This is a genomic window from Erwinia sp. S43, from assembly GCF_016624745.1.
Classification (GTDB): Bacteria; Pseudomonadota; Gammaproteobacteria; order Enterobacterales; family Enterobacteriaceae; genus Erwinia; species Erwinia coffeiphila.
Genome location: NZ_JACVTX010000006.1, coordinates 109474 through 133046, shown reverse-complemented (window position 1 = coordinate 133046; position 23573 = coordinate 109474). Strand labels below are relative to the sequence as shown.

At 55.5% G+C, this 23573-nt stretch carries 28 protein-coding genes; 20 read left to right on the top strand and 8 right to left on the bottom strand.

Going from position 1 to position 23573, the window contains the following annotated elements:
* Positions 1-182 precede the first annotated feature (182 nt).
* Entirely contained in the window at positions 183-683 is a 501-nt protein-coding gene (locus IBT47_RS10440; protein ID WP_234471831.1) for a hypothetical protein, read from the top strand.
* A 34-nt stretch (positions 684-717) separates the two neighbouring features.
* Here IBT47_RS10440 and IBT47_RS10435 read toward each other — a convergent pair whose 3' ends face one another.
* Both IBT47_RS10435 and IBT47_RS10430 read right to left on the bottom strand, forming a co-directional pair.
* Positions 718-1770: a phage portal protein gene (locus IBT47_RS10435; protein ID WP_200560394.1), complete on the bottom strand. Its 1053-nt coding sequence runs from the start codon at positions 1768-1770 to the stop codon at positions 718-720.
* A complete protein-coding gene (locus tag IBT47_RS10430) occupies positions 1770-3494 on the bottom strand; it encodes a terminase large subunit domain-containing protein (RefSeq protein WP_200560393.1) in 1725 nt (574 codons plus the stop codon). The genes IBT47_RS10435 and IBT47_RS10430 overlap by 1 nt, the downstream gene beginning before the upstream one ends.
* 157 nt (positions 3495-3651) lie before the next feature.
* On the opposite strand from IBT47_RS10430, the gene IBT47_RS10425 reads away from it, so the two are divergent.
* From IBT47_RS10425 to IBT47_RS10335, 19 genes are all read left to right on the top strand, one after another.
* Complete coding sequence (locus tag IBT47_RS10425) at positions 3652-4479, top strand: GPO family capsid scaffolding protein (RefSeq protein ID WP_200560392.1); 828 nt, start codon at positions 3652-3654, stop codon at positions 4477-4479.
* A 42-nt stretch (positions 4480-4521) separates the two neighbouring features.
* Complete coding sequence (locus tag IBT47_RS10420; protein ID WP_200560391.1) at positions 4522-5565, top strand: phage major capsid protein, P2 family; 1044 nt, start codon at positions 4522-4524, stop codon at positions 5563-5565.
* A 46-nt stretch (positions 5566-5611) separates the two neighbouring features.
* Positions 5612-6436: a phage terminase small subunit gene (gene gpM / locus IBT47_RS10415; protein WP_200560390.1), complete on the top strand. Its 825-nt coding sequence runs from the start codon at positions 5612-5614 to the stop codon at positions 6434-6436.
* A 101-nt stretch (positions 6437-6537) separates the two neighbouring features.
* Positions 6538-7035, top strand: a complete 498-nt coding sequence (locus IBT47_RS10410) for a head completion/stabilization protein (RefSeq protein ID WP_200560389.1) — start codon at positions 6538-6540, stop codon at positions 7033-7035.
* Positions 7035-7235 carry a tail protein X gene (locus IBT47_RS10405; protein WP_200560388.1) on the top strand — a complete coding sequence of 67 codons (201 nt, stop codon included), beginning with the start codon at positions 7035-7037 and terminating at the stop codon, positions 7233-7235. Before IBT47_RS10410 ends, IBT47_RS10405 begins: the two co-directional genes overlap by 1 nt.
* Complete coding sequence (locus tag IBT47_RS10400; protein WP_200560387.1) at positions 7226-7507, top strand: hypothetical protein; 282 nt, start codon at positions 7226-7228, stop codon at positions 7505-7507. The genes IBT47_RS10405 and IBT47_RS10400 overlap by 10 nt, the downstream gene beginning before the upstream one ends.
* Positions 7504-8055: a lysozyme gene (locus IBT47_RS10395; protein ID WP_200560386.1), complete on the top strand. Its 552-nt coding sequence runs from the start codon at positions 7504-7506 to the stop codon at positions 8053-8055. The genes IBT47_RS10400 and IBT47_RS10395 overlap by 4 nt, the downstream gene beginning before the upstream one ends.
* Positions 8052-8447, top strand: coding sequence for a DUF2570 domain-containing protein (locus IBT47_RS10390; protein WP_200560385.1), 396 nt, complete (start codon positions 8052-8054; stop codon positions 8445-8447). Before IBT47_RS10395 ends, IBT47_RS10390 begins: the two co-directional genes overlap by 4 nt.
* A gap of 25 nt (positions 8448-8472) precedes the next feature.
* The gene (locus IBT47_RS27235; RefSeq protein WP_255569896.1) at positions 8473-8595 is read left to right on the top strand and encodes a hypothetical protein; all 123 of its coding nucleotides are present in this window, start codon (positions 8473-8475) and stop codon (positions 8593-8595) included.
* Positions 8592-9050 carry a phage tail protein gene (locus IBT47_RS10380; RefSeq protein WP_200560383.1) on the top strand — a complete coding sequence of 153 codons (459 nt, stop codon included), beginning with the start codon at positions 8592-8594 and terminating at the stop codon, positions 9048-9050. Before IBT47_RS27235 ends, IBT47_RS10380 begins: the two co-directional genes overlap by 4 nt.
* Complete coding sequence (locus IBT47_RS10375) at positions 9047-9685, top strand: phage virion morphogenesis protein (protein WP_200560382.1); 639 nt, start codon at positions 9047-9049, stop codon at positions 9683-9685. The genes IBT47_RS10380 and IBT47_RS10375 overlap by 4 nt, the downstream gene beginning before the upstream one ends.
* Positions 9685-10269, top strand: a complete 585-nt coding sequence (locus IBT47_RS10370; RefSeq protein WP_200560381.1) for a phage baseplate assembly protein V — start codon at positions 9685-9687, stop codon at positions 10267-10269. The genes IBT47_RS10375 and IBT47_RS10370 overlap by 1 nt, the downstream gene beginning before the upstream one ends.
* Entirely contained in the window at positions 10266-10634 is a 369-nt protein-coding gene (locus IBT47_RS10365) for a GPW/gp25 family protein (RefSeq protein ID WP_200560380.1), read from the top strand. The genes IBT47_RS10370 and IBT47_RS10365 overlap by 4 nt, the downstream gene beginning before the upstream one ends.
* Complete coding sequence (locus tag IBT47_RS10360; RefSeq protein ID WP_200560379.1) at positions 10621-11520, top strand: baseplate J/gp47 family protein; 900 nt, start codon at positions 10621-10623, stop codon at positions 11518-11520. The genes IBT47_RS10365 and IBT47_RS10360 overlap by 14 nt, the downstream gene beginning before the upstream one ends.
* A complete protein-coding gene (locus IBT47_RS10355) occupies positions 11513-12184 on the top strand; it encodes a phage tail protein I (RefSeq protein ID WP_200560378.1) in 672 nt (223 codons plus the stop codon). Before IBT47_RS10360 ends, IBT47_RS10355 begins: the two co-directional genes overlap by 8 nt.
* A 321-nt stretch (positions 12185-12505) precedes the next feature.
* Positions 12506-14323 carry a CotH kinase family protein gene (locus IBT47_RS27355; RefSeq protein WP_200560377.1) on the top strand — a complete coding sequence of 606 codons (1818 nt, stop codon included), beginning with the start codon at positions 12506-12508 and terminating at the stop codon, positions 14321-14323.
* Between the two features lie 139 nt (positions 14324-14462).
* Positions 14463-15464, top strand: coding sequence for a hypothetical protein (locus IBT47_RS10345; protein ID WP_200560376.1), 1002 nt, complete (start codon positions 14463-14465; stop codon positions 15462-15464).
* 104 nt (positions 15465-15568) lie between these two features.
* On the top strand, positions 15569-16633 hold the full coding sequence (locus IBT47_RS10340) for a phage tail protein (protein ID WP_200560375.1): 1065 nt from the start codon (positions 15569-15571) through the stop codon (positions 16631-16633).
* 250 nt (positions 16634-16883) lie between these two features.
* Positions 16884-17747, top strand: coding sequence for a hypothetical protein (locus IBT47_RS10335; protein ID WP_200560374.1), 864 nt, complete (start codon positions 16884-16886; stop codon positions 17745-17747).
* Positions 17748-18096: 349 nt separating this feature from the next.
* Here the strand turns inward: IBT47_RS10335 and IBT47_RS10330 are convergent, their stop codons facing one another.
* Genes IBT47_RS10330 through IBT47_RS10305 form a run of 6 tightly spaced genes read right to left on the bottom strand, consistent with a single transcriptional unit; the run spans position 18097 to position 23549 of the window.
* A complete protein-coding gene (locus IBT47_RS10330) occupies positions 18097-18582 on the bottom strand; it encodes a phage tail protein (RefSeq protein WP_200560373.1) in 486 nt (161 codons plus the stop codon).
* A 12-nt stretch (positions 18583-18594) separates the two neighbouring features.
* Positions 18595-21339: a phage tail tape measure protein gene (locus tag IBT47_RS10325; RefSeq protein WP_200560372.1), complete on the bottom strand. Its 2745-nt coding sequence runs from the start codon at positions 21337-21339 to the stop codon at positions 18595-18597.
* Positions 21329-21469, bottom strand: a complete 141-nt coding sequence (locus IBT47_RS27055) for a GpE family phage tail protein (protein ID WP_234471842.1) — start codon at positions 21467-21469, stop codon at positions 21329-21331. The genes IBT47_RS10325 and IBT47_RS27055 overlap by 11 nt, the downstream gene beginning before the upstream one ends.
* A gap of 29 nt (positions 21470-21498) precedes the next feature.
* On the bottom strand, positions 21499-21798 hold the full coding sequence (locus tag IBT47_RS10315) for a phage tail assembly protein (RefSeq protein ID WP_200560370.1): 300 nt from the start codon (positions 21796-21798) through the stop codon (positions 21499-21501).
* Positions 21799-21851: 53 nt separating this feature from the next.
* Positions 21852-22367 (bottom strand): phage major tail tube protein, encoded by a 516-nt coding sequence (locus IBT47_RS10310; protein ID WP_200560369.1) that lies wholly within the window; start codon positions 22365-22367, stop codon positions 21852-21854.
* Positions 22368-23549: a phage tail sheath subtilisin-like domain-containing protein gene (locus tag IBT47_RS10305; RefSeq protein WP_200560368.1), complete on the bottom strand. Its 1182-nt coding sequence runs from the start codon at positions 23547-23549 to the stop codon at positions 22368-22370. It lies immediately after the preceding gene.
* Between the last annotated feature and the right edge of the window lie 24 nt (positions 23550-23573).

Here is a 23573-nt window from a genome sequence, read left to right as displayed (position 1 = left end):
GCAGAAACGTGCTGGACGCATACAGGAAATACGCATTTGAGGTGTTGAAGTCGATAAAACGAACCTGAGTGGTGCCTGTGAGACCAGCGATGGTTTATGGACCTTTAAACATGGTTCGTCTTGCCAGCCGTGGCCGCGACGGGCAAAATGAGCGTGAGTTAAATACGTCTACGGGGTGCGCAATGAGCCACTTTGACGATCTGTGTCAGTTAAGTTCTGCAGTTGAAGAAAAGAAGAAAGATGTTGAACGCCTTATCAGACGCGAAGCGGTGCGGCTGGTATCATTTTATAAGGACTGGCTGGGTCTGCCATCCGAGCACTGGGTCGATGAACGCGGCGAATGTCGTCCGTATGTTGATGTCGGCTTCATCGGTAATGATGGCACCTTCCAGGCTGCTCACATTAGTGAGATGCCAATGCAGACCGATGGTACTTTGCAAATGGTTCTGCGTACCGCGACAGGTAGCAACATTGATTTTCCAGCCGTTACTGTTCCTGTCAGCCTGCAGTTGATGTCTGCGGGAGATGGCGGGATTGATGTTGCGATCAGTGTGAATAACGATAAACCTATCCCGGTTTTTGTTACCGGCACCGATGAGTACTCTTATTCAGAAGTGGCTCTTAAGATAAAAAGCCACATCCAAAAAGCCATTCAAAAGCAATATCCGGCGTCACTTAAGTAAGCAAAAACCAACAGCCCCGCCACTGGCGGGGTTGTCACTCTTGCGGGGTCAGCAGTGCGTAAGGGTTGAAGCGGATCACTTCTTCACCGAGCCAGTCGTTGACGTGCTTCATGGTTTCCATCACCGGCGTTAGTTCATTGATGGCAAATACACGGGCCGCTTTCTCCACATCCCCGAACGAACCGTTACCTTCCGGGATTGCGCCCATCAGCTGCGGCGGAACGCGATGCGCCGCCAGAATGTCATCGCGGGTTGATGATTTCACGTTAGCAAATTCATCCTTCGCGGATATCTGGCTGAACGGCAGGATCTGCACCGAGTCCTTCCCGCCCTCGGGTGCATGCAGCAGGATGTTTTTGAATGCCCCGCCCCGCCGTGTATCGGTCAGCGTCTGTTTGAGCTGGTCGATACTTTCTTTGTCAGCCATCGCGCTGTTTACATAAACGATGCAGCCCGCATGAGAGCCGTTGTCGTAATACAGCTTGCGGAACTTATCCGCTGAATGTGCCAGGCTGGCCGACAGCAGACCGGCAAAATACTCCGGCATGCCGTATATTTCCTGATGGATATCGGGATTGATGACGTGGCAAACCGAACCGGTTTCGAACTGGTGATCGTCAATACCCGCCTGCGTAAACCAGTACGTTTCCAGATCAGATCCTCGCCTGGTGTATTTAGCCAGCGAGTTCTTAAAACCAAAGGAACCGCCGAGCCGGTTCTTTTGCATCTCCAGATAGGCGTTACCGAATACAAACCAGTCCATAGCAAACGCAGAGAACGCCTGACGGGATAAGAGCTTGTGCGGGATAAAGCAGCCTGCCAGTACGTTGCGTTTAAAGATAATCGCCGACTGGTGCCAGCTGGCATGGCCGAACTGACGGGCCAGACCGTACCAGCTCACCGGCGTTTCGTAATACCGGCCATTGTTGGCGCAGTACATATTATCCAGCAGGTCATGTGCGCTGGCTACCGGCCAGGGACCGTCAAAGGTAAACATGCTGAGGCCTGGTGCAGACTTCAACGCTGCCGCCAGGTCTTCACGTTCAGAGGTCCGGGCGCGGGTGCGCGCTGGGGTTCGTTTGCTCATTAATACTCCATTACTGTCATGCCGCCACCGCTGGCGTCTTGGCCCAGCGGTTCGTTGATGGTTGCCAGCATGGTTGCCCAGGCCAGATCGCCGTGACTGACGCCGCGCGCACGGTCAGTGTCATAGGTAATGATCCCGCCAGGCGTAACAACCTTACGCACGGCACTGAATGCGGTGATCAGGTCATACTCCCCGCGGTCATACTCCCAGCGACCGGCACGGATAAGCTGCAGCATCTTCAGTACCAGCATCCGCTTGCTTGCCGGTGAAAACTGGTAGCAAACTGCCGCAGGAAACTTCTTCTTAACCAGCTGATAAACCGCCTCACCGATTCCGGTACCGTCAATGCCGATGTGGTGAACGTTGTAGCGTGACAACATGCTGATAATCAGAGCGGCCTGTGCTTCAAACTCCATGCCGCGTATTTTGTGCGTCTCAATCGTGCGGAACTTACCGCCGGGCACCAGTGGTACGGCATTGATCGATATTGCCCCGCTGTCACCCTTGCCGCTTGCCCCGTTGGGGTCATAGCCAATCCACACCGGGCGGTCTGCCATCGGGCGCACGGCATACGGTTTCCAGTCCTGCCATTCGTCGAAACCGTCCGCACCGCAGGTCAGCAGCTGGTTGTAATCAAATGCCGTTTCACCGTTCTTGATGAAGACGCAGTTATAGAGATTTTCATACTCTTCCGGGCTGTTCTCCTGCTGGATTTCTTCCAGGTCAGTCAGATCCCAACCGTGATCGATAGCATCCTGCAGGGTGACAATCTGCCGCCAGATTTTGTCCGGGCACATCAGTCCACTGTTAAGCGTCTTCCAGGTCGTGTCGAACTCAATACGGCCTTTGCTGCTGCGCCCTTTGTTAAACGCCTCACCAGACCAGAACGGGTAAGCCTCATGACTTTCCGCCGATGGCGTGGAGAAATAGGTGCGTGTCAGTCCCTTCAGAGTTGCCATTGCACCGGCCACTTTCTTCAGGTTGGCAAACTGCCCGACCCAGAAAAACTCATCAAAATACAGGTTGCCGGTGTATGACTGCGCCGTTGCGGCTGACGTGCCGAGGAAATGCAGCTCCGCCCCGTTCGCCAGTTGGATCATGTCACCGCCCTTCAGTTCGACGTCCACCTCTTCAGCCGCTGAGCGGATAAAGCTGCGGAACTGGTAGGCCTGGCGACGGCTGGCAGACAGGAAAATCTGATTCAGCTGGTGCTTGTACTTCACATCACCGGTCAGCGCCCGCAGCAGTGCCTCGCGGGCGAAATACCAGGTTGCACCGACCTGACGGCTTTTCAGGATCGCCCGGTTGCGGTGATGATGGTTTTCATACCAGCCTTTCTGATGCCAGTGCAGCGAATCCAGGATGTTTGCGCGAAGTGCCGCGATCTGGCTTTCAGAGAAAAAGTTCTGCTTTTTACGCACCTTCTTTTTCGGCTGAGTGACCGCCGTGCCGTTATCCAGCTTCTTCAGCTGACGCGTCAGCAGGTCAATTTCCTTGAAATCCCCTCCGCTCTTTTTGTCCTTACCGGTCAGCTGAATGAGCCGGGCATCAATGGACGTCGTGACCCGCTGGATCGGGGGTGTGGTGTCCCATTCATCACGCTTCTTCCATGAGTAGATCGTGTTCGCATTGATACCCATCAGGCGCGAGATTTCCGCAGGGGGATAACCCTGCCAGTACAGCTGCCGTGCACGCTGCATGATGAATGCTTCTTCAACCGCCATTTAACCTCCTCGCTTCCTGCCGGGGAGATTAACCCGCGCGCGCGAATGCTTTCGCGCCCTGCCTGTTCTCGCCGTTCGCCGACAACAACAACGCATAGCGCGGGCGGGCTGGCCCCTGCCATCATCACTGCGAACTCAACAAAGCGAGCAAATGAACATGGCCCAGAACACCCGTAAGAAATTTAAGGTGATGACCAGCGGCGCAACGATTGACGGACGCAAAACAACGCCCGATCAGCTGCGCCAGATGGCCGCAGCGTATAACCCGACGGTCTACGGTGCGCGCGTCAATATTGAGCACTACCTCTCACCGATCCCTGACAGCACGTTCTGCGCGATGGGGGATGTGGTGGCGCTGTCCGTTGAAGATATCTCCGAGGGCGCACTGGCCGGTGAAGTGGCGCTGTTCGCGGAAATCGAGCCGACCGCACGCATGAAGACGATGACCGATGAAGGGAAAAAGATTTATTCCAGCGTCGAGATCCATCCGAACTTTGCCCTGACCAACGGCCCGTATCTGGTCGGTCTGGCGATGACCGATACCCCGGCAAGTCTGGGCACCGACCGGCTGAAATTCACCTCTGAAAAACGCACTGAAGTCCTGCGCTTCTCGTCAGCCACGGCAGAGCCAACCCTGTTCACACCGGCTTTCGATGCAGAAATCGTGCAGGGAAATCAGGACCGGACTGATTCCGGGCGCAACTGGTACAACCGCGTGATGGGCATCCTCGGTAAGGCGCAAAAAACGGATGACCAGCGTTTCAGCCAGGTGCATCAGACCATTGAAGTGATTGCGCAGGCCCAGGCGGATATCAGCGACCAGTTCAGCGCCGCTGAGCAGGAACGCGCGGCGGATAAAGCCGAAATCCAGAAACTGACCAGCGAACTGACCTCACTGCGTCAGCAGCTGGAGAGCGCGCCGGGCAGCTTCAGCCAGCGTCCTCCGGCAAGCGGTGGCGGTAACGTGCAGCTGGCTGATTACTGATTTTTCAGCCGCCTACTGATATTCACAACGAGAGTAACCCGAATGGAAAATACTACCCGCCCCTTGTTTGACCAGTACATTGCGCGACAGGCGCAGCTCAACGGTGTTTCACCTGCGGCAATCGCGGCAAAGTTTGCTGTTGACCCGACGGTACAGCAGCGCCTGGAAGCGGCCGCGCAGGAAAGCGACAGCCTGCTGAGTAAGATTAACGTCTTCGGCGTCACCCAGCAGATCGGCCAGAAGGTGCTGATCGGCAGCAAAGGCCCGATGGCTGGCGTGAACAACAGCACCACTACCCGCCGTAATCCCGGTGATAACAGCATTCTTGAGCCATATGACTACCTGTGTCGTAAGGTCAATTATGACTACGGCATCAGCTATCAGCAGATGGATGCCTGGGCACATCAGCCCAACTTCCAGCAGTTGATCAGCACCGCAATGGCCCGTCAGATGTCACTTGACCGCATCATGATCGGCTTTAACGGCGTGAAATATGCAGACCCGTCAGACCGCGCAGCCAATCCATTGCTGCAGGACTGCGGCATCGGCTGGCTGCAAAAAATCCGTACCGAAGCGCCGCACCGCGTTATTTCAGGTGTCACCGTCACCGCACGTGATGACGAAAACAAGGTCACGGCGAAAGGCACCTACGGGAACCTGGGCGCGGCAGTGTATGACGCCAAAAACAGCCTGATGGATGAATGGCACAAGCGTAACCCGGATAACGTGGTGATCCTGGCAGGTGACCTTCTGACCACCACCAGTTTCCCGGCCATCAACGCCATGAGCCAGACCAACCCGAACTCCGAAATGCTGGCCGGTCAGCTGATTGTCGCGCAGGAACGCGTTGCCAATATGCCGACGTTTATCGCGCCGTATTTCCCGCTAAATGGCGTGCTGATCACCTCCTTTAAAAACCTGTCGCTGTACTACCAGCGCGGCGGCCTGCGCCGGACGATTAAAGAAGAGCCGGAGTACAACCGTATCGCAACCTATCAGTCATCTAACGATGACTTCGTGATCGAAGATTACGGCAACGTGGCGTTTATTGACGGCATCACTTTTGCCGAAGCTGCGGGCGGCTGATACGCATCAGGCGGGCTGCGGCCCGCCGTTATTCGGGGACAGGACAATGCTGACACCGGCACAGAAACATTTTCAAAAGGTCATGGCTGAACGCCATGGCAGAACGGATGCGCAGTCAGAAACCGTGCGTACCGCGCACGAGCAAATCATGCACCGGCTGCGTATGGATCAGAGTGCATTAAAGCGAGTGCAGTCTGACCAGGCGAAAGCCGAACTGAAACGCACCCTGCTGCCCCATTACGAGGGCTGGATCGAGGGAACGCTGGAAGGTAACAGCGGCCGCCAGGATGAAGTGATCGTCACCCTGATGGTGTGGGCGATTGATGCCGGTGATTTAGCGCTGGCAGTACGCATCGGGCGCTATGTCGTCACTCACGGTCTGTCGATGCCTGACCGCTTTAACCGTACAGCAGCGACGGTGCTGGTTGATGAAATCTGCGATCCGATTCTGGTGCAGGTCAAGGCCAATGAGAGCACCGATGTTACGTCATATCTGACGTTGCTCGATGAAGTGATGGAAATAACAGCCAGTCAGGACATGCCTGACATGGTGCGGGCAAAGCTGCATAAGCTGCGCGCTTTCGCACTGCGTAACGGCACTGCCGAAGAGCAGGCTACCGCGCTGGAACTGCTGCGACTGGCGATGACGCTTGATGCCGGGGCCGGGGTGAAGAAAGAGATTGACCGGCTGGCCCGCATTGTGAAGAAGGCCGCAGAAGGTGCGACAGAAAGTAACCCTGCAGCATCGTCAGATCCGGCAGTGGTGGCCACGAAACCGGCGGCAAAAACGGTGCGCAAGCCTGCGACACGCAAGGCCACCGCACGTAAGCCCGCCGCCAAAAAAGCGGTATCCGTCACCAAAGAACAGTAAACCGAATTGCGCCCCGTGCGCTGGCGGCGCGGGCGGAGATCTGCAACGCACTGCGTGTGCTTTTCTCCGTTCGCTCACCGCCAACCTTTTCAGGAGATGTTATGAGCCTTGTTGCCGGTCGCACAGTAACCCCCTCTTCTGAGGATGTGCCGGACACGGATGACGGCGGGGAAAAAGTCACCGCCGGTGCGTTCTGGCCGGAAATCATTTTGAGTGATGTGCGTAAAAAAATGCGTATCAACGGCGCGGTCACTACCACACGCCTGAAAGAAGCGGTGATCGAGGGAATGGCCCACACCCTAGACCAGCTGGCCGCCTGGCAGAAAGTACAGGTGGCAGCAGGCTACGCAAAACTTGCGGATGTTCCGGCCACAGAGATTGATGGCGAGAGCGTGAAGGTTCACCGCTTCCGCCGTGCGGTATCCAGCATCGCTCGCGCTCACATCCTGGGCACGTTCCGTGATGTGGACACCACCGGCAGCGCCGGGGAAAAGCGCGCGGCCTCTCTGTCCTCGCAGGCTGATGATATGTGGCGCGATGCACGCTGGGCGATTACCGACATTATCGGCACCGTGCGTAACTCTGCGGAGGCGTTCTGATGAAAGTGCAGGCGCTACAGGGCGACACGGTGGACCTGCTGTGTCAGCGGCATTACGGCACCACGCAGGGCGTAACCGAAATTGTGCTGGCGGCCAACAAGGCGCTGTCCGGTCAGCTTTTCCTGACCGCAGGACAGCTGGTTGAGATGCCGGAAATCACGACCCAGGCGGTTAAGGAAACGGTGCAGCTATGGAACTGATTAACCGTGTCTGGAACTGGCTGACTTACTCCTGGCTGACCCTGCTTACGAGCATCGGCATGATGACGCAGCGTGACTGGCTGGCGGCAATCGGGGTAGTGATCGGTGTGGCCGCTGCTGTGATGGGCGAACTGCACCGCCGACGGATGGCGCGCAGTCAGGAAACGAATAATGCGCTGCTGGGCCAGCTGATCGTTGCCATCCGTGACGACAACGAACACCGCAGAGACGTTAAAGACTTGATAGCCGATATCAGGAAAACGCCACGATGAAAAAACGCATTATCGCCTGCTCCACCGCCGTGATCATTTCGCTGGCCGCCACACTGTGGCCGCAGACGCTGCGCACCAGCCCGGAAGCGCAGCAGATGATGGCGAAGTATGAAGACTGCCGCAAAACCCCGTATTACTGCCCGGCGGGCGTGCTGACCGTGGGGATCGGTTCGACCGGCAAAGTGCAGGACCGGCTGCACAGCGAGGCGGAGATTGCCGAACGCTGGGTTAACGATGTGATGCGCGCCGAGAAATGTGTTACCCGCGAGTTTAACGGCGCAGCTGCACCACCGCGCGTCTTTGACAGCATGACTGACGGCGCGTTTAACCTCGGCTGTACCGGGCTGGCCTGGTACACGAATAAGCAGCTGAAGAAAGTCCGCACCACGCTGTGGCGTAACGCGCAGGCCGGTGACTGGCGTGGCGTCTGCGAACGCCTGCCGGACTTTGTTAACGCCGCCGGAAAGAAACTGCCGGGGCTGGTGAAACGCCGCGCCGAGTTCAGCGAGTGGTGCCTGTCTGATCCTGCGCTGAAGGTGGCCAGATGAAAGCGCTGCCGGTACTGGCTGGGGTGCTGCTGACCCTGCTGGCTGCTGCCGTGGGCGGTATCGCATGGGAGCGCCATCAGCGCAGCCTGGCAGAGAAATCACTGCTGACCGCACAGGGCGAACTGAAACAGACGGGCGATGTGCTGAAAGAAGTCCGGGCACTGCGCAAAGACATCAGCGACGTGGAAGCCCGGCTGAAAACGCTGGGACAAAACCGCAATTCAACAGGGGAATCACGCCGTGAAAAAATTAACGCTGCACTGGACGGTGAGCAGTGCGCTGCTGTTGCTGTGCCTGATGCCGTGGCTGACAGCCTGTACCAGCGCGCCGCAGAAGTCAGCGCCGGTGATTATTCAGGAGCCTTTGCCCGAAAGCCTGACGGCAAAAACTGAAGTACCACCGGCACCGGCCAGGCCGATGACATACGGGAAACTGGCACCGTGGTCCGACGCGCTGCTGGATGCGCTGGATACGTGCAACGCCGATAAGGCTGGCATTCGTGAACTTGAACTGAGGCGCATCGCCCGGGGGATACAGTGAAAAAAGCTGAACTGCTGCGCGAGGCGCTGATTGCCGGGAATACCTGGTGCAAAGCTAACCCTGACGCCATCACCGTGTGGGTGGAAAAAGGCGGCATTGAGATCCAGGCAACGGGCGAACCGTCGTTTATGTACCGCTACACCATTCAGGCGTTTGCGATGGACTTCCCCGGTGCGATCGATGACCTGATGTTACCGCTGCTGGCGTGGGTGTGGGAGCAGCAGCCTGACCTGCTGCTTAACCCGGAGAGCAACAGCAAGATCGAATTTGATGCCGACATCATCAGCGATGAGGCTGCCGATATTCTGTTCCGTGTGCCGGTCTGGGAACGCGTGATGGTCAAAACAGAGGGCGGCACCACCACCGCCGAGCATCTGGCCGAGTCCCGCCCGCGCTTCAGCGGCGGCGAATGGGAAACCGTTTTTGAACCCGATAACGGGGGATCGCTGGTATGAATGACGATGCGCGTTTTGACCAGCTCGACAATGTCTTTGCGGCGATTATTCAGGGCATCGCACCGGCAGGCCGCCTGCGCATGGCGCGAAGCATCGGCACGACGCTGCGCCGCAGCCAGTCGCAGCGTATCGGCAGGCAGGAAAACCCGGACGGCACGAAATACGCGAAGCGCCGCCGCCGCGTACTGCGATCTCAGGCCGGTATCAGCTTTATCTGGCAGGGCGAAACCCGCAACCTGCGCACGTGGCGTGCCAGCCGTGGCCGTCGCGGGCGCATGCTGACCGGTTTTGATACCGATCGCGGCGGCCTGCGCTCGTTTTACCGTGAAGACATTGAGCGCTATCTCGATATCCGCCTGAACGAAACCCGCCGGGACACCACCAAAACCGATCCGATGTTCCGCCGCCTGCGCTCTGCCACGTTCCTGAAATCGCGCGCGACAGCTGACGGGGCCGAGATCGGATTTTCCGGGGTGGTGGCCCGCATTGCGCGTGCGCATCAGTTTGGGCTGCGTGACCGCATCAATGACGGCGGCGCGATGGCGAGTTATCCGCGCCGTGAACTGCTGGGCCTGAGCAAAGCCGACCGGATGGCCATCGCCCGTCAGGTGATCGACACGATGGAGATCCGCTGATGGAGTTGCCTGAGCTGATCCGCCTGCTGGAGAACATCGTCCGCACCGGCACGGTGACGGAGATTGACGAGGAAAACTGGCGGGTACGGGTGCAATCCGGTGCGCTGGAAATGACCTGGCTGCGCTGGAACGCCCAGCGCGCCGGTGATTTCAGTATCTGGATACCGCCGTCAGTGGGTGAACAGGTGTGGATGTTCTGCATGGGTGGCAATACCAGTAACGCCATTATCGGCGGGAGCCTGTACAGCGAAGACACCCCGGCCCCGGGCGCATCACGTAAAGAGATCGCCATTACTGCACCGGACGGCGCGAAATTCCGCTATGACGCCGAAACCAGCGATCTGCAGGTGACCGGCATTAAGTCCGCCACCATCACCGCATCGGTAAAAGTGACGCTGGATACGCCGCTGGTTGACTGCACAGAACTGCTGCGGGCAAAAAAACTGGATATCACTGAAGGTGGTGTTCTGCGCGGGAACTTTACTCACAGCGGCGGCGCGTTCATCTCCAACGGTGTGCAGGTGGATGACCATGGCCATGGCGGAGTACAGGTCGGAAATGACTGGACTAAGGGGACAAAATGACCGAGCGCTATCGCGGTATGAACGCCAGCGGCACAGGCACACTGACCGATGAAGATCACGTCTGGCAGTCGGTTAACGACATTCTGCTGACGCCGGTCGGCAGTCGCCTGATGCGACGCAATTATGGTTCGCTGTGCCCTGACCTGATGGACAGCCCGATGAACGATGTTACCCGTATGCAGCTGATGAGCGCAGCAGTCATCGCGCTGGCGGCATGGGAGCCGCGGATCGTACTGGACGCGGTCGATGTGACTTATTCCGCCAGCGGCGCGGTAACCGCTGCACTGTCCGGCATGCTGACTGAAACGCTGGAAAAGAGCACCGGCACGGTGACGTTAAGGAGTACCGGCAATGCCGACAATTGACCTTTCGCAGCTGCCCTCACCGGCCATTATCGAAACGCTGGATTTTGAAGTCATCCTGACCGAAGTCAAAGCGGTGATTATCGCGGCGTTTCCGACGGACCAGCAAAGCGCCGTTGCGGCAGCGCTGGCACTGGAATCTGAGCCGCTTAACGTACTGGCCCAGACGATAGCGTATCGCGAGATGCTGCTGCGCCAGCGCATTAACGAGGGTGCAGCGGCAACCATGCTGAGTCATGCGACCGGCGACGATCTGGACAACATCGCCGCGAACCTCGACACGCAGCGGCTGGTTATCACTGCGGCCACCGATACCGCTGATGCAGTCATGGAGAGCGACGAGGCACTGCGCCTGCGTGCGCAGTCGGCTTTTGAAGGTATGAGCGTTGCCGGGCCGTCTGCGGCTTATGAATTTTTTGCCCGCAGTGCCAGTGGCAAGGTAGCCGATGCGCGAGCAACCAGCCCGTCACCGGCTGAAGTGGTGATCGCCGTGCTGTCCACCGATGGCGACGGTACAGCATCACAGGAACTGCTGGCCGCTGTCTCTGCTGCGGTGAACGATGAAGAGGTGCGCCCCCTGGGGGATCGGGTGACGGTGCGCAGTGCGGATATTATTGAATACGGGATCGACGCAACCCTGTACCTGTATCCGGGACCGGAGTCTGAACCGATTATCAATGCGGCAATGGCCTCGCTTCGGGCATTTCTCACCGCCAACGATAAAAAAATTGGCCGCGATATCGTCCGCTCCGCCCTTTCCGCCGCGCTGCATGTGCAGGGTGTTCAGCGCGTGGTGATTAACTCCCCTGCAGCTGACCTGCAGATCAGCAATACCGAGGCGGCACGCAACACCGGCTATACGGTGGACAACGGTGGCACAGATGAATAACTCCCTGCTGCCGCCCTCTGCCGGTGACTGGATGCGTTACACCGAAGCCGCCACGGCCAGGCTGTCAGCGATTACCGTTGCCCTGCGCACAATCTGGACGCCGACGGCCTGCCCGGTGGAGCTGCTGCCTTATCTGGCCTGGGCGCTGTCGGTTGACCGCTGGGACAAGGACTGGCCGGCCGATAAAAAAATTGGCGCTATCCGGCAGTCCTACTGGCTTCACCGGCGCAAGGGTACGCGCGCAGCGGTGCGCCGTGTTATCGAGGATATGGGTTTTTCTGCATCCTTTGAGGAGTGGTTCAACGTCGGAGATGCGCCAGGAACATTCAGAATTGAAGTGGATGTCAATGAAACGGGAATTACACCCAGAACGCTGACTGAACTGAATCGCATGATTGCCGATGCAAAACCTGTAAGCCGACACCTTTCACAATTAACGATTGCAACAAGTTCGCGTGGAAACGCCTGGACAGGTGCTGCGCTGTTTGATGGTGATGAAATAAATATTTACCCGCCGGGATATGAACCGGACGAAAGCATCTTTTATGACGCCAGCTGTTTTTATTTCGGTAATACAACCCACGCTGAAAACAGCAGCATCAGAAATCCGCATTATGACGGGAAAATATTCCACGACGGAAAAGCGAATCACACTGGGGGATAGATGGGAAAAGTTATCGAACAGACTAAATGGGAAGAGGATATTTATCTTCTCGAACGTAAAGATCCGGTTGAGGGCGGCGCAAATGGTATTTCAAACCGACAGGCTAAAGAACTGGCTAACCGCACCCGGTATTTAAAAGCGCAGATTGATTCTTTTCAGGATGCAAAAGAATTTACGTTCTATAAAACCCAGTCCGATCCGGATGGTACTAAGGCCGGACTGGCCGCAACGGCGGCAGGAAAGTTATTCCGTGTCGCACAGGGAACGGACAGTTTTATCAGCTTTATCTATTACCTGAATGATGCAGGTAAAGCCGTTGCGGTGGCGAAAAGCAATGCAGCCGGTTCTGCTGTGGCATTTTCAAGTGCAAAAGAGCTGCTGGCTTTTGTTCCTACGACATCCAGCGCGCTGGCAATGGATATCAGCAATGGTGAGTTCTATTTCTGGCGCGATAACGCCTGGGGTAAAGCGCCGTCTGATGTAAAAGTGCTGCGGGAGCAAATCCTCAAAAATCTGGTCGGGCTGCATGCCCTCTCAGTCAGTGTCGCGGAACTTGCCCCGCTGTCTGACATGGTCACCGGTATCACTCAACAGCTGGCATGGATGGGGCCGTTGCTTTCGGGGCAAATCCAGATGCTGCAGCTGGCGAATACCACGCTGGCTGAAGCGATGTGCGCACTCTCTGATGAGGCTGACGCGCGCGTTAATGCTGTTAACGTCACGCTGGGAAGCCAGTTGCAGCGCTTAGAAGTTGCCGTAACCGTGCTGGCGCAGACCATGAATGATGTGGTCGGGGAAAGCGATTACCAGGACTTCAAGATGAAAACGTTGATGTCGTTGCATCAGCTTTCTATGGCGATGGCGCCGTTTGAAGGGTTTGATCCGGCAAACGTGGCAACAAAAGACGCGTCCACGGTCAGCCAGGAAATGATGAAGGAGCAGTACGCTTTCGGTGAGCCGGGGCGAATTATCCGCATTAACCTGACCACACCGTCGGTGCCGCCTAACAAAGAGGCCGGTCTGATTAATTCGTCGGTGACGATGGATATTGATGGCTCAGTATTTGCTTGCTACTCCACGATCGAGGTTCAGGGCGCATCCTCTGCCGGATATGCCAAGAAAAATCTGAACATCGCGTTTTATGCCGACGAGGCCAGAAAAGAATCACTGGAGCTGAAAATCGGGGAGGTCATGCCTCACGATGAATGGACGTTCAAGGCCAACTGGATTGACCACACTCACTGCCGCAACCTGATGTCATACCGCCTTTGGGTGGAAATGATGGATTCACGTGGAACCTGGCCGATGCGTGATGTTGAGCATGCGTACGCCGGAAAAACCGGTGCCGGTGCGATACCGAACGGCGCGACAGGCGTTCCGCTTGGCTATCCCTGCATCATGTACGTGAACGGTGATTTCTATGGCGTCGGTTCGCTGATGACCGGAAAGAAACGCCCGAACTATAACATCGCCAAAAACAAGCCGCTGGAAATCTGGATGGGGTTTGATAACTGGACGCCCATTACCAATATTGACCTGAACAATGTTTCCCTGAAAGCCCCTTCCGCGCCGACAGAGGAAACCTATGCCGCTATTGATGCGTTCGGGGCTTTTGCGCGCTCGCCACTCGCGGAGTTTTCTGCCGCTGCAGAAACGCATCTGGATAAAAACAATGCGATGGATTTTTATATCCTTTCCGACTTTCTTATCGTGCAGGATTTGATTGGCGGCGATAACGCAAAGAACTTCATCATGATAACGCGCGATGGAGTGAAATGGTTTCTGATGCCTTACGATCTGGATACCGTATTCGGGCTGGAATGGAATGGTAAATCCATCGCGTGGGGAACTGAATATAAATACATGACCGGGAGTTTCTGGTCGAAGATTTATTCGACTTTCAAAAGTGATATCAATTCCCGCTACGCATTTCTGCGCAGGACCGGCGTGCTTTCAGTCGGAAATATCTATCAGCACATTCATAACATCACTTCGAAATACACAGAAGACATGTTCGATGCTGAGTTTTCAAAATGGCCCGGACTTCCTTCACTGACAGTGACAAGCGTTGACCAGTTACTCGACTGGACAAAGAAGAGACTGGCCTATCTTGACTCAAAATATTCTTATTCAGCCTGAGGACTAATAAATTATGGCAACAGTAAATGTTCGCACAGCAATTAAACGTTCAGTCGAATCCGCATCCAATGGCGAACAGACTGTTATTTTCACGGCCAAAGGCCAGCCCTGCGTGATGAATATCATCAAGAAATTCGATATGAGCACGGTTGATGCCAGCATGTCGGGCACACACCCGGCCTTTATCGTTAACGGTAAGGAGCTGGATCGCATTCTGATTGGCACCTATGAAGGGCGGGTGTTAAATGGCGAACTGCTTTCAAATGCGTATGTCGCCCCCAGCTCTGACACGATGTTAAACCTCGCTGCCTATGCCAGAGCGAACGGCAAAGGGTTCCATCTGATGAGTAATGCAGAATGGGCGATGCTGCAGATGCTGGCCGTCAAGAACGGGTACTCTCCCCTGGGCAATACCAGCTTCGGGAAATCAGACAATGATGCCGCCGCTGACTACAACGGCGCAAATGTGAACGGCTATCCTGCCGGTGATTCCCGTGCCGGCACCATCTTTACCGGCTCCGGCCCCATCCAGTATCGCCTTGACGGTAAATTTACCGGCATCAGTGACCTGGTCGGTAACCAGTTTGAACCGGTCATCGGCATGCGCCTTGCTGGTAATGAAATCCAGGTCATTCCCGATAATGACGTGGCGCAGATGGATGCAGACTGGGGAGCCACGTCTGCCGCATGGCGCGCAATTGACGCAGTAACCGGCGAGTATATCAAGCCCACCTTCACAGGCTCATTTGCCAATAAGGACTACGTGGCGACCACGCAGAAATCAGTTCGCATGTCATACAACTCGACGGAGCCTTACACCATTTCAACGGGAGCAAGTGGCTGGGGAGCCTACGGGCCGTACAGTGGCATGTCCAACAAAGGTACAACGCCGGTTTCCATTGCCGCCATGAACGTGCTGAAAAAAATGGGCCTGTTCCCGATGCGTGATGCGCTGCCTGGAAACGATGGTATTCAGATTGGTAATGCGGCCAACCCTGACCTCAATGGTATTGAGCGTCTGATGTGGCGCGGCGGCTATTTCTGGGATGCGCCAAACCAGGGGCTTTATTCTGCTCATCTCGTTTATCAGCGGGCCGGGATTAACAATGCGTCCGGTCGCATTGCCTATTACGATGCCTGATGATGCCTGAAAAACAGGGTGCCCTTGAGGGCGCCCTGAGCACCTGCATCTTTTAAAGGCTTTTCGTCGAGAGGTTAATTGTGGCCGAAAAAAAATTTAGTGTCATGCTGACAAAAGCTGGTGAGGCAATGCTGGCAGCGGCTGCGGTGACGGGCATTCCCGTGTCATTCACCCAAATGGCCATCGGTGACGGCGTATCTGAATCACCCACCCCTGACAGCTACGGCCTGATTAGTGAGCGTTACCGGGGACAGCTCAACCGCCTTGTTATTGCCGACCAGGCAGAAAACGTTATTCGTGCAGAGATGATGATCCCCGCTCAGGTGGGCGGCTTCTGGATACGCGAGGCAGCATTGTTCGATGATGCCGGAGTGTGCCTTGCTGTGGCGAACACCCCGGAATCTTACAAGCCACTGCTCACTGAGGGTGCGGGCCGTCTGCAAACAGTGAATATCTGGATCGCTGTGAGCAACACCGCAAGCGTCCAGCTAACCACCGATCCCTCTGTTATTCTTGCCACAGCATCGGAAGTGAGAAAGGCAAAGAATGATGCAATGGATTATGCGGATGAGGCCGTCACAGAATTAAACACGACGATTCGGGAGGCAATCAGGGGTGCCGTAGAAACTGCAATAGAGAAGGCGCGCCGAGACTTCTGGGAAGAAGAAAACCCCAGGGGAACGGTGCGATTTTTCGCGCAGAAGGTGGACCCGAATGAACTGTATCCGTGGTCTACGTGGGTTTACACCGGCGAGAATAAATCAATCCGCGTAGGTAAAGCTGACGGCACCAATGTCGGCCAGACCGGCGGCAGCGATACCGTAACAATCGGGCGTGAAAACCTGCCAGCGGAAAAAATCGATGTATCCGGCCAGGCGGAATCTGCTGAACTGAACAACGTGGAAACCACAGAGGCAGGTGCGGCAGAGTTCAACGTGTATCGTTTTGGTGCTGACGGGCGGGAGAACAGCAAAGGCCGCTTTTCACTGGATGATGTGGAAATGGGTGATATTCCTGTCGCCGTTAAAATATCAGCACATAAACACAAAATCAGTCTGACCGTCCCGGAACGCTCAGTCAGCGGTCAGACTGAGGCACTCGGCCAGGGTAAAACGATAAGCGTCGTTGAGGCACATACCCTGCTGATGTGCTGGGCGCGCACCGCGTAAGAACTCCTGCAGCATGGTCAGAATTGGCAGTGTTTGCCAGTAGAAGAAAGCCCCTGAAGCGGGGCTTTGTATTGCTCAGAACAGCCTGTTAACTGTATTAGTTAATACTTGAGTTGACAGTTTCACAAGAAGAGCAGGACCAAATATGACACTCTGCTTTGAGCGAAGAGCTGAAGTTATCATCAAGCTTAAAGAAACCTATTATAGAACAAACTGATAGGTTATTATTAGTTCATGTAAGGTCAAATAAATGAATATTCCTATGCTTAATTTTACAACCGGTCCAGCTACAGTTATCGATCCATCCTATATCGAGTATATGAATCAACCGCCAGGAATGATGGAGGGTGTAAAAGTAATTCGTATTAGCGAAGACCATCGTTTACTTTTACAGGGTGAGTTTGGTGGTTTCCGAATATATTCTCTAGTTACCCATTCAAGGGCTGAGGTTATTCCGAGAACTATACGCAAAATTTCTTCAACCCATTTCGTAGCCACCGTTAAATTTGAGTTCACGCCGGGTTCAGTTACGGAGCACGAAATTTTCTTTCGGTCTCCGATTCCATTTGCGGATGTACGCGCGACAAGTTACGGTATTTTTCCAGACTGCTTTGAGTTTAGAGGCGCGGGTCCTGGGACTGAGAGCTTTCCATGCAATCTGTCCTTTCTTCTACTTTACGCGGAAAACTGTCCGTCAATTCCATTGCGCATTGAATACATTGGAATCGCCAAATCGGCGAAACGTGAAGCTCAAGACCGTCTTGGTGAAGGGCACGAGAAACTACAGAAGTTACTGGCGGAACAAAACCGACGACCAAGCAAGCAGACTACCTCTATTGTTCTGTATCGACCATCCCCCCTCGAACCGCCAATCCTGCCTTTCGCTGATATTATCGAAACCATTGAAGCAACTATGATTCAATACTTTAAGCCGCACCCCTTAAATGTAGAACGCCTCAACTTTCCACATGATTCCCCAGCATTATCCAACAAAATAAAAGGAATTGGCGCTTGTAAAGTCATTACGGAAGTTAGCGCGCCGAAGGGAACAAAATTGTTCTCGAATTCTGTCAGTCTAGCGGAAAAACACATTATTAGGGTTTCGCTTGAGTAGTATCCGCCAACAATCTATACTTGCAGGTATCTCAAATGTTCCCGAGTGTCTTTTTTTCGAAGGCTTGTTCGGCAGCACTACCCTGATTAACAGGAATAAAACTATGTGAATCAGGAAAATGTTGTGGCACCGAAAACTGACTTGCTCCCCCGATATTAGTTATGTCTTCATCAGCAACATGAGGATAGACTAATCTAACACTAACTCATTTCGTGAGCGTTAACACTTTGAACCAAATCATCATATTTATTCCAGTTCCCCACTAATTAACATTGTTCTAGTACCTCGACGTCCGCTCTTGGCACAGAGCTGCCTGTCAGGTTAAATTCAGCTCTGTGCCGGATTAAGCCTAAAGCATGTTAACCGACTCAGAAATTGAGCTAGCAGCTTTTATCGCGCTGGTTTTCAGATCGTTCAACACATCACTGACGGATGACGATTGCAGCTTCTCGCGAAAATCCGCGTCAACACGACTGAGGCTCAGGGTGAACTCTATTTTCTTCGGGTTCCCGTAGCGATCAAACTCCGATTTCCCCCGCTCCAGCGCAGTCATGACGTACATCCCGTAAATAAGCCCAACACCATCAATCAGCGGCCACGGCCGCCCGGAAAAGCCGACGCTGTTCAGTGCGGCCAGCGAGAGATTGCCGCCGGTGATCTCAGGATATAACACCCCCTCCAGGGAAACGGTATCATCGCCAGGGCCGATGTACTGCCAGCCCGCCGACGCATTCACCCTGTCGTTTTTGACGTGTCGCCACGACTGCGAATGCTGCAAAGACTGATAAGGAACGGTGCGCAGTGTAAAAACGAACATCCCGTAAACCATCATCATAAAATTATCCCCTTATTCCCTGTCACGGAAAGAACCACGATTAGATCTGCGGGTGCCGGCCATCTCTTCGCGAATAGCCTTGCGCGCCATTTTTTCCAGCTGCTCCAGTGAATATTTTCCGGCATCCTGAAAAATTATCTGGATGATCGGCGCGGCACCTGCTGAAGCGGAAACCGGCGCAGCAGCTGATCGCTGTGTAGCGACCGGCAGAGACAGAACGCCGCCCGCAGCTGCAGCGGAAACACGCGGCACCGGCTGAGGTATTACGCGCGCCTCCTGATATGCTCCGCGCAGTGCCAGCGCCTGCGGCAAATTTTTAAACACGATATCGCCGGGGCCGACTTTCTTCGTGTTATCAGCTGTGGCTTTCGTGTTGTCGGCTATCTTGCTGAGTTTTTTGTTTGTATCAGAATTTGCGCCAGTAATAATGCCGCCGCGTGGCTGTAGCGGGCCAACAAATTCACCCACACCGTTTGTTTTTTTCGGGTTAACAACAGCCAGATCACCCTGCAGGAGAGAGACCTTCCCCTGCAAAATTGCCGTTGCCTGTGCGTCTTCAATTCGCTTGCGGGCGCGTTCTGCCTCGTCTGGCAATACACCCAGTTTCTCCAGAATCCAGTCCAGACCGTTCAGTAATGGAGTAATCAGCGATGTGACAAACTGAATAGCACCACCGAGCGCATCACCAAATATCCGGCCAGCAGCAGCACACTTATCCAGAGTTTCCTTGCTGGTCTGAACAGGTGTTAACAGATTCTTGAACCATTCCCACGCCATTTTGATGCCATCACCAATCGCGGAGAAGATCGGTGCCAGTGGCGCCAGCATGCCTCTGAGCGGAGCCAGCCCCTGCCAGACGCCCGCAAAGAACCCGCCAAAGAATGCCTTTATCGGCTCCCAGTATTTCCAGATAAGCAGACCGGCGGCGATGAATGCCACAGCGATCAACCCGGGAATACCCATCAGACCAGCCAGAATGGTGCGCAGGCCGGTGAGCGTCAGGTTAAGCGTCGCAATGTTGGTGCCCGCGGTCACACTGGAAAGCCCCACCATGCCGATAGCAAGCCGGAGCTTTGCAAACGGGCCGAGAATGAAAGAGGCCGCCAGGCTGGCAATGCCGATAACGCCAACCAGCGCCGTCAGCGCGCCCGCCGCAATCAGTAGCCCCTGCGTCAGCTGCGGATGCTCTTTCATCCAGCCCTGCATGCTGACAACCGCTGATGTAATGCCCTGTACAAGCTGCCTGAGCATGCCATCCAGACTGGCCATCGCACCGGTGCGCAGGCTGTTAAAAGCGCCACCCAGCTTGCCAATATCACCGGCCAGATTATCACGTAGCGTGTCGCCAACTTTGTCGGCACTCCCGCGCGTGTCGCCCATCTGATCGGACACATTCGCCAGGGCAGAAAGGAACGCCGGGATCTGGTCTACGGAGAGATCTTCAATCGGTGTGCCGAACAGCGAGATAGCCGCATTGGCTCGCGTGGCCGGATCCTGAATCTTCAGCAGCCCCTGCGCTGTTTTCTGCATCGCCGCCCGCGCACTGTCACCCCCTTTCGCGATCGAGGATGACATGGATGCCGCGTTAAGCCCGATTTCCTCATAGGCTTTCACGCTGTTCTTTGACATATCGGAGCCACGGATCGAAAACTCTTTGATCGCGTCCCCGGTTTTATCCAGCGCAAACTTGCCCTGCTTCGACATATTGACCAGCAGCGACATCGCTTCAGCACCGGTAAAGCCCATATTGCGAAAGTGCGTGGAATATTCGTGCAGAATTTCCGGCAGCTCGCCGCGCATCTGCGTTGAAACGCGCTGCATGCCTGCAGTAATCAGGTCCATGGCTTCATCGCTGTTACGCGCGAGGCCATTTTTCATCATGATCCCGGCCATCTGGATATTTTCAGTCATATCCCCGCCGAACGCCTGTTGCATATCCATCGCCTTGCGGGATATGCGCGTCAGCTCGTCGTCTCCCACTTCGCCCAGCGCACCCAGCGTGCTGCGTACTGCTGCAACAGACTCCGCAATACGGTTTAGGTCATTACTGACGCCGGAGCCGTTCAGATCCTGAATGATTTTTGAGTACCGGCCACTGCCTGCCGCACCTTCGCCATTCTGTGCCGCAATGACGGATGCGTGCTGCTGGGTTTCCACCTCCGGTGCCATCAGGCGTGCGCCAACATAACCCGCGCCCGCAGCACCTGCCACAGCCATCGCGCCAGCACCACGCATTTTCCCTGCCACCTGCTGCGCACGGTCATAGCGCAGTCGTGCCTGCGTCACAGCGGCCAGCTGTCGTCGCTCCCGTTCCAGCGTCTGGTTAAACTGCTCCAGCCGTCGTCGTGCGCTTTCCGTTGTCGCCGCGCCGCCAGCCAGGGACACACCGTGGCGGCGTAGCGCCTCAGAGGCCAGGCGCAGGCCGTTTACCTCTGAGTCACGCTTAGCCTTGAGCCTGTCCAGCTGCGCTGCCAGATTCGTCATCTGCCGCCGCTGTTTATCCGTCAGTGCAACGCCGGATTGCTGTGCGCGCTGCAACCCCTCCAGCGTGGCGCTGGTTTCATCAATCTTGCGGGAGGTCTTCTGGACATTGTCACGCAGTCGGTTAAACGCCACGGACTGGCGCTCCACCTCTCTGACGGCGTTCTGTGTGGATTTGAGTGATTCAGAAAGACGGCCAGCCGCAGCGCTGGCCGCATTTACGGGGCGGGATAGCCTGTCAATTGCACTGAACGCAACGCGAATACTAAGATCCATCGTCGTCATCCTCCTCGTTGTTGCCGCTTCTGATGGCCGCCTTATCGCGCCAGGCCATCAGTTCGCGCAACTCCATGCCGTACATGGCAGAGGGCGGCCAGTGAAAAATAACAGCGATGTCGGCGATCAGATCATCGACATCGGCAAAACGTGCTTCTCTTACTCTTTCGCCACTGCCACCGCATTCGGTGCTGACGGCGCCGCTTTCGTTAAAAAAGGCGTAATTTCTTCGCACAGCGCCACAAAGTCACCGGTTTCAAGCGAAGCAATATCCGCTGTGGTGAGTGAAGGTGAAGCAACGCGGGTCAGAAGCGTGGAAACCGCGTCAAAATCAAAGTTCAGCACATCCACCAGGCGCAGGCCGCGGAGGGATCCTGCCTGCTTGATGGTGTCGTTGATGGTGATGCTGGTAATGGTCTGGTTGCCACGAACAATCGGGGTATTCAGCGTTACGGACATAATATTCTCCGGGCGGCCGACAGGCCGCCATAAAGGGTTACGTTAAGGGGTTATCAGCTGCCGAGGCCCAGCGCAGACGAAATGCGATCCGGGTACAGGTTTTCGCCGTTGCGCTTGTAGATGAAGTTCAGCAGGTCGATTTCCAGCAGCGGCTTGTCGTCAATGGACAGCTTGTAATAGGTGTTTTTGAGCGCGTAGGTGTGGTTGGTATCATCACCCTGTTTTGACTCACCCTGGTCAATTTCCGTCATACGACCGCGCATCTCGACTTCCATCAACGAGCTGACACCACCGCTGTAAATTTCACCGACAAAGCGCAGGCGCAGCCCGTCAATGTCGCCGCCGTATTTCAGGATAAGTTCCTGCTCTACGCCGCCGACAATCATTGACGCATCGAGCGCCCCGGAATCCAGACCGAGATCGACAGCTACTGCACCGAGCATACCGCCGCCCTGAAAATCTTCCGTTTTACGGGTGATTTTAGGCAGCGTGACGCTGGGGATCTTGCCGACATGGTTGGTGCCATCAACAAACAGCGTGAAGAGGCGGAGTTTTTTTGGAATAGCCATTTACGCGCTCCCCAGCGACGCAAACGCCGCTTCGTAATACTGGTCGGTGAACGTCTGAACCATCGTCAGGTCTTCCAGTGGCGGCACCGGGCTGTAGTTATAGCGCACGACTACCTTACCCTGGCGAATGCCGGGTGTAGGGTTATCGACGATATCGAACCAACACGCCGCTCCAATTAACTTACCGGCGGTAACCAGCCCCTGGAGTTTGGCATTGATGCCGCTCACCACGTCTTTCACGTTGGCCGGTGTCAGCGGGGTATCTACGGTGGTGAACTGAGCCTCTGCGATGGTGTCAGCCAGGATTTGCGCCGTTCGCGTGTATACCTCGAAAATAAACTCTTCGGTGTCGGTGCTGCGGTTACCCCAGAAGCGGAACCCGTCGCGCTTAATCAGCGTGGTTACCTCATGCGCGTTGAGTTCGTTAGCATCGGAGTCTTCCGCCTGCAACGCCCAGAACACGTCCTTTGAAATCCCCAGCACGTTTTTAACCGCGACATTGGACAGCGACTTATGCCAGCCCTGCTCACTGTCGATCAGCGCACGCAGACCGAGTGCATAGGCCACCGCCGGGAACTCTTCGTTAACGCCGGTCAGCGGGTTAAAGGCGATGAAGTTCGGCCAGATAAGCATACCTTCACGCTCTGCAAACGTTTCGCGGTAGGTTTTGGCCTCCGCGATAGTTTCGCAGCCGTCGCAATAGCTGTAAGAGAATGCCCGCAGCTGCTTCGCGATAACGCGGAGCTGCGCGGTCACTTCTTCAGTGTCGTACTCAGGAACGCCGAGAATGCGCGGGCGGTACCCGGTTTTCTGCTCCGCCGTCAGCAGCGCAAACATCCCGGTGTAACTGCCATCCGACTGCGTGCCGCCGATAATCAGCTGTGACTGCGTTGGCGCACCTTCAGCCGTACCAGCCGCTGCCACGCGTACCACAATCACACGGGTGCTGACCTGATCGGAAATCGCCTTGAGGGACTTGTACAACGAACCGGTTTTACCGGCTTTGCCGAGCACGCTGATAACCCGCGTGACCAGTACCGGCGTGTTAAGTGGAAAAGCTAACGGGTCGGCGTCGTCGGCAACAGCAACCAGGCCAATTACGGTCGAATCAATATCATTGATTGCCTTTTGGAGATCGGTGTTTTCCTGGACGCGTGCCCCGTGGAAAAAGTTGTCGGTCATACTGTACCGCCATCATGTTTGTTG

Bases quoted from the DNA above. Each gene is read 5' to 3' on its own strand.
- gpM (WP_200560390.1), top strand. From the start codon at position 5,612: ATGCTGACACCGGCACAGAAACATTTTCAAAAGGTCATGGCTGAACGC.
- IBT47_RS10335 (WP_200560374.1), top strand. From the start codon at position 16,884: ATGAATATTCCTATGCTTAATTTTACAACCGGTCCAGCTACAGTTATC.
- IBT47_RS10375 (WP_200560382.1), top strand. From the start codon at position 9,047: ATGAATGACGATGCGCGTTTTGACCAGCTCGACAATGTCTTTGCGGCG.
- IBT47_RS10430 (WP_200560393.1), bottom strand. From the start codon at position 3,494: ATGGCGGTTGAAGAAGCATTCATCATGCAGCGTGCACGGCAGCTGTAC.
- IBT47_RS10330 (WP_200560373.1), bottom strand. From the start codon at position 18,582: ATGATGATGGTTTACGGGATGTTCGTTTTTACACTGCGCACCGTTCCT.
- IBT47_RS10425 (WP_200560392.1), top strand. From the start codon at position 3,652: ATGGCCCAGAACACCCGTAAGAAATTTAAGGTGATGACCAGCGGCGCA.
- IBT47_RS10400 (WP_200560387.1), top strand. From the start codon at position 7,226: ATGGAACTGATTAACCGTGTCTGGAACTGGCTGACTTACTCCTGGCTG.
- IBT47_RS10355 (WP_200560378.1), top strand. From the start codon at position 11,513: ATGAATAACTCCCTGCTGCCGCCCTCTGCCGGTGACTGGATGCGTTAC.
- IBT47_RS27235 (WP_255569896.1), top strand. From the start codon at position 8,473: ATGACATACGGGAAACTGGCACCGTGGTCCGACGCGCTGCTGGATGCG.
- IBT47_RS10410 (WP_200560389.1), top strand. From the start codon at position 6,538: ATGAGCCTTGTTGCCGGTCGCACAGTAACCCCCTCTTCTGAGGATGTG.
- IBT47_RS10435 (WP_200560394.1), bottom strand. From the start codon at position 1,770: ATGAGCAAACGAACCCCAGCGCGCACCCGCGCCCGGACCTCTGAACGT.
- IBT47_RS10370 (WP_200560381.1), top strand. From the start codon at position 9,685: ATGGAGTTGCCTGAGCTGATCCGCCTGCTGGAGAACATCGTCCGCACC.
- IBT47_RS10440 (WP_234471831.1), top strand. From the start codon at position 183: ATGAGCCACTTTGACGATCTGTGTCAGTTAAGTTCTGCAGTTGAAGAA.
- IBT47_RS10340 (WP_200560375.1), top strand. From the start codon at position 15,569: ATGCTGACAAAAGCTGGTGAGGCAATGCTGGCAGCGGCTGCGGTGACG.
- IBT47_RS10310 (WP_200560369.1), bottom strand. From the start codon at position 22,367: ATGGCTATTCCAAAAAAACTCCGCCTCTTCACGCTGTTTGTTGATGGC.
- IBT47_RS10360 (WP_200560379.1), top strand. From the start codon at position 10,621: ATGCCGACAATTGACCTTTCGCAGCTGCCCTCACCGGCCATTATCGAA.
- IBT47_RS10395 (WP_200560386.1), top strand. From the start codon at position 7,504: ATGAAAAAACGCATTATCGCCTGCTCCACCGCCGTGATCATTTCGCTG.
- IBT47_RS10315 (WP_200560370.1), bottom strand. From the start codon at position 21,798: ATGTCCGTAACGCTGAATACCCCGATTGTTCGTGGCAACCAGACCATT.
- IBT47_RS10405 (WP_200560388.1), top strand. From the start codon at position 7,035: ATGAAAGTGCAGGCGCTACAGGGCGACACGGTGGACCTGCTGTGTCAG.
- IBT47_RS10345 (WP_200560376.1), top strand. From the start codon at position 14,463: ATGAGCACGGTTGATGCCAGCATGTCGGGCACACACCCGGCCTTTATC.
- IBT47_RS10365 (WP_200560380.1), top strand. From the start codon at position 10,266: ATGACCGAGCGCTATCGCGGTATGAACGCCAGCGGCACAGGCACACTG.
- IBT47_RS10390 (WP_200560385.1), top strand. From the start codon at position 8,052: ATGAAAGCGCTGCCGGTACTGGCTGGGGTGCTGCTGACCCTGCTGGCT.
- IBT47_RS10305 (WP_200560368.1), bottom strand. From the start codon at position 23,549: ATGACCGACAACTTTTTCCACGGGGCACGCGTCCAGGAAAACACCGAT.
- IBT47_RS10420 (WP_200560391.1), top strand. From the start codon at position 4,522: ATGGAAAATACTACCCGCCCCTTGTTTGACCAGTACATTGCGCGACAG.
- IBT47_RS10325 (WP_200560372.1), bottom strand. From the start codon at position 21,339: ATGGATCTTAGTATTCGCGTTGCGTTCAGTGCAATTGACAGGCTATCC.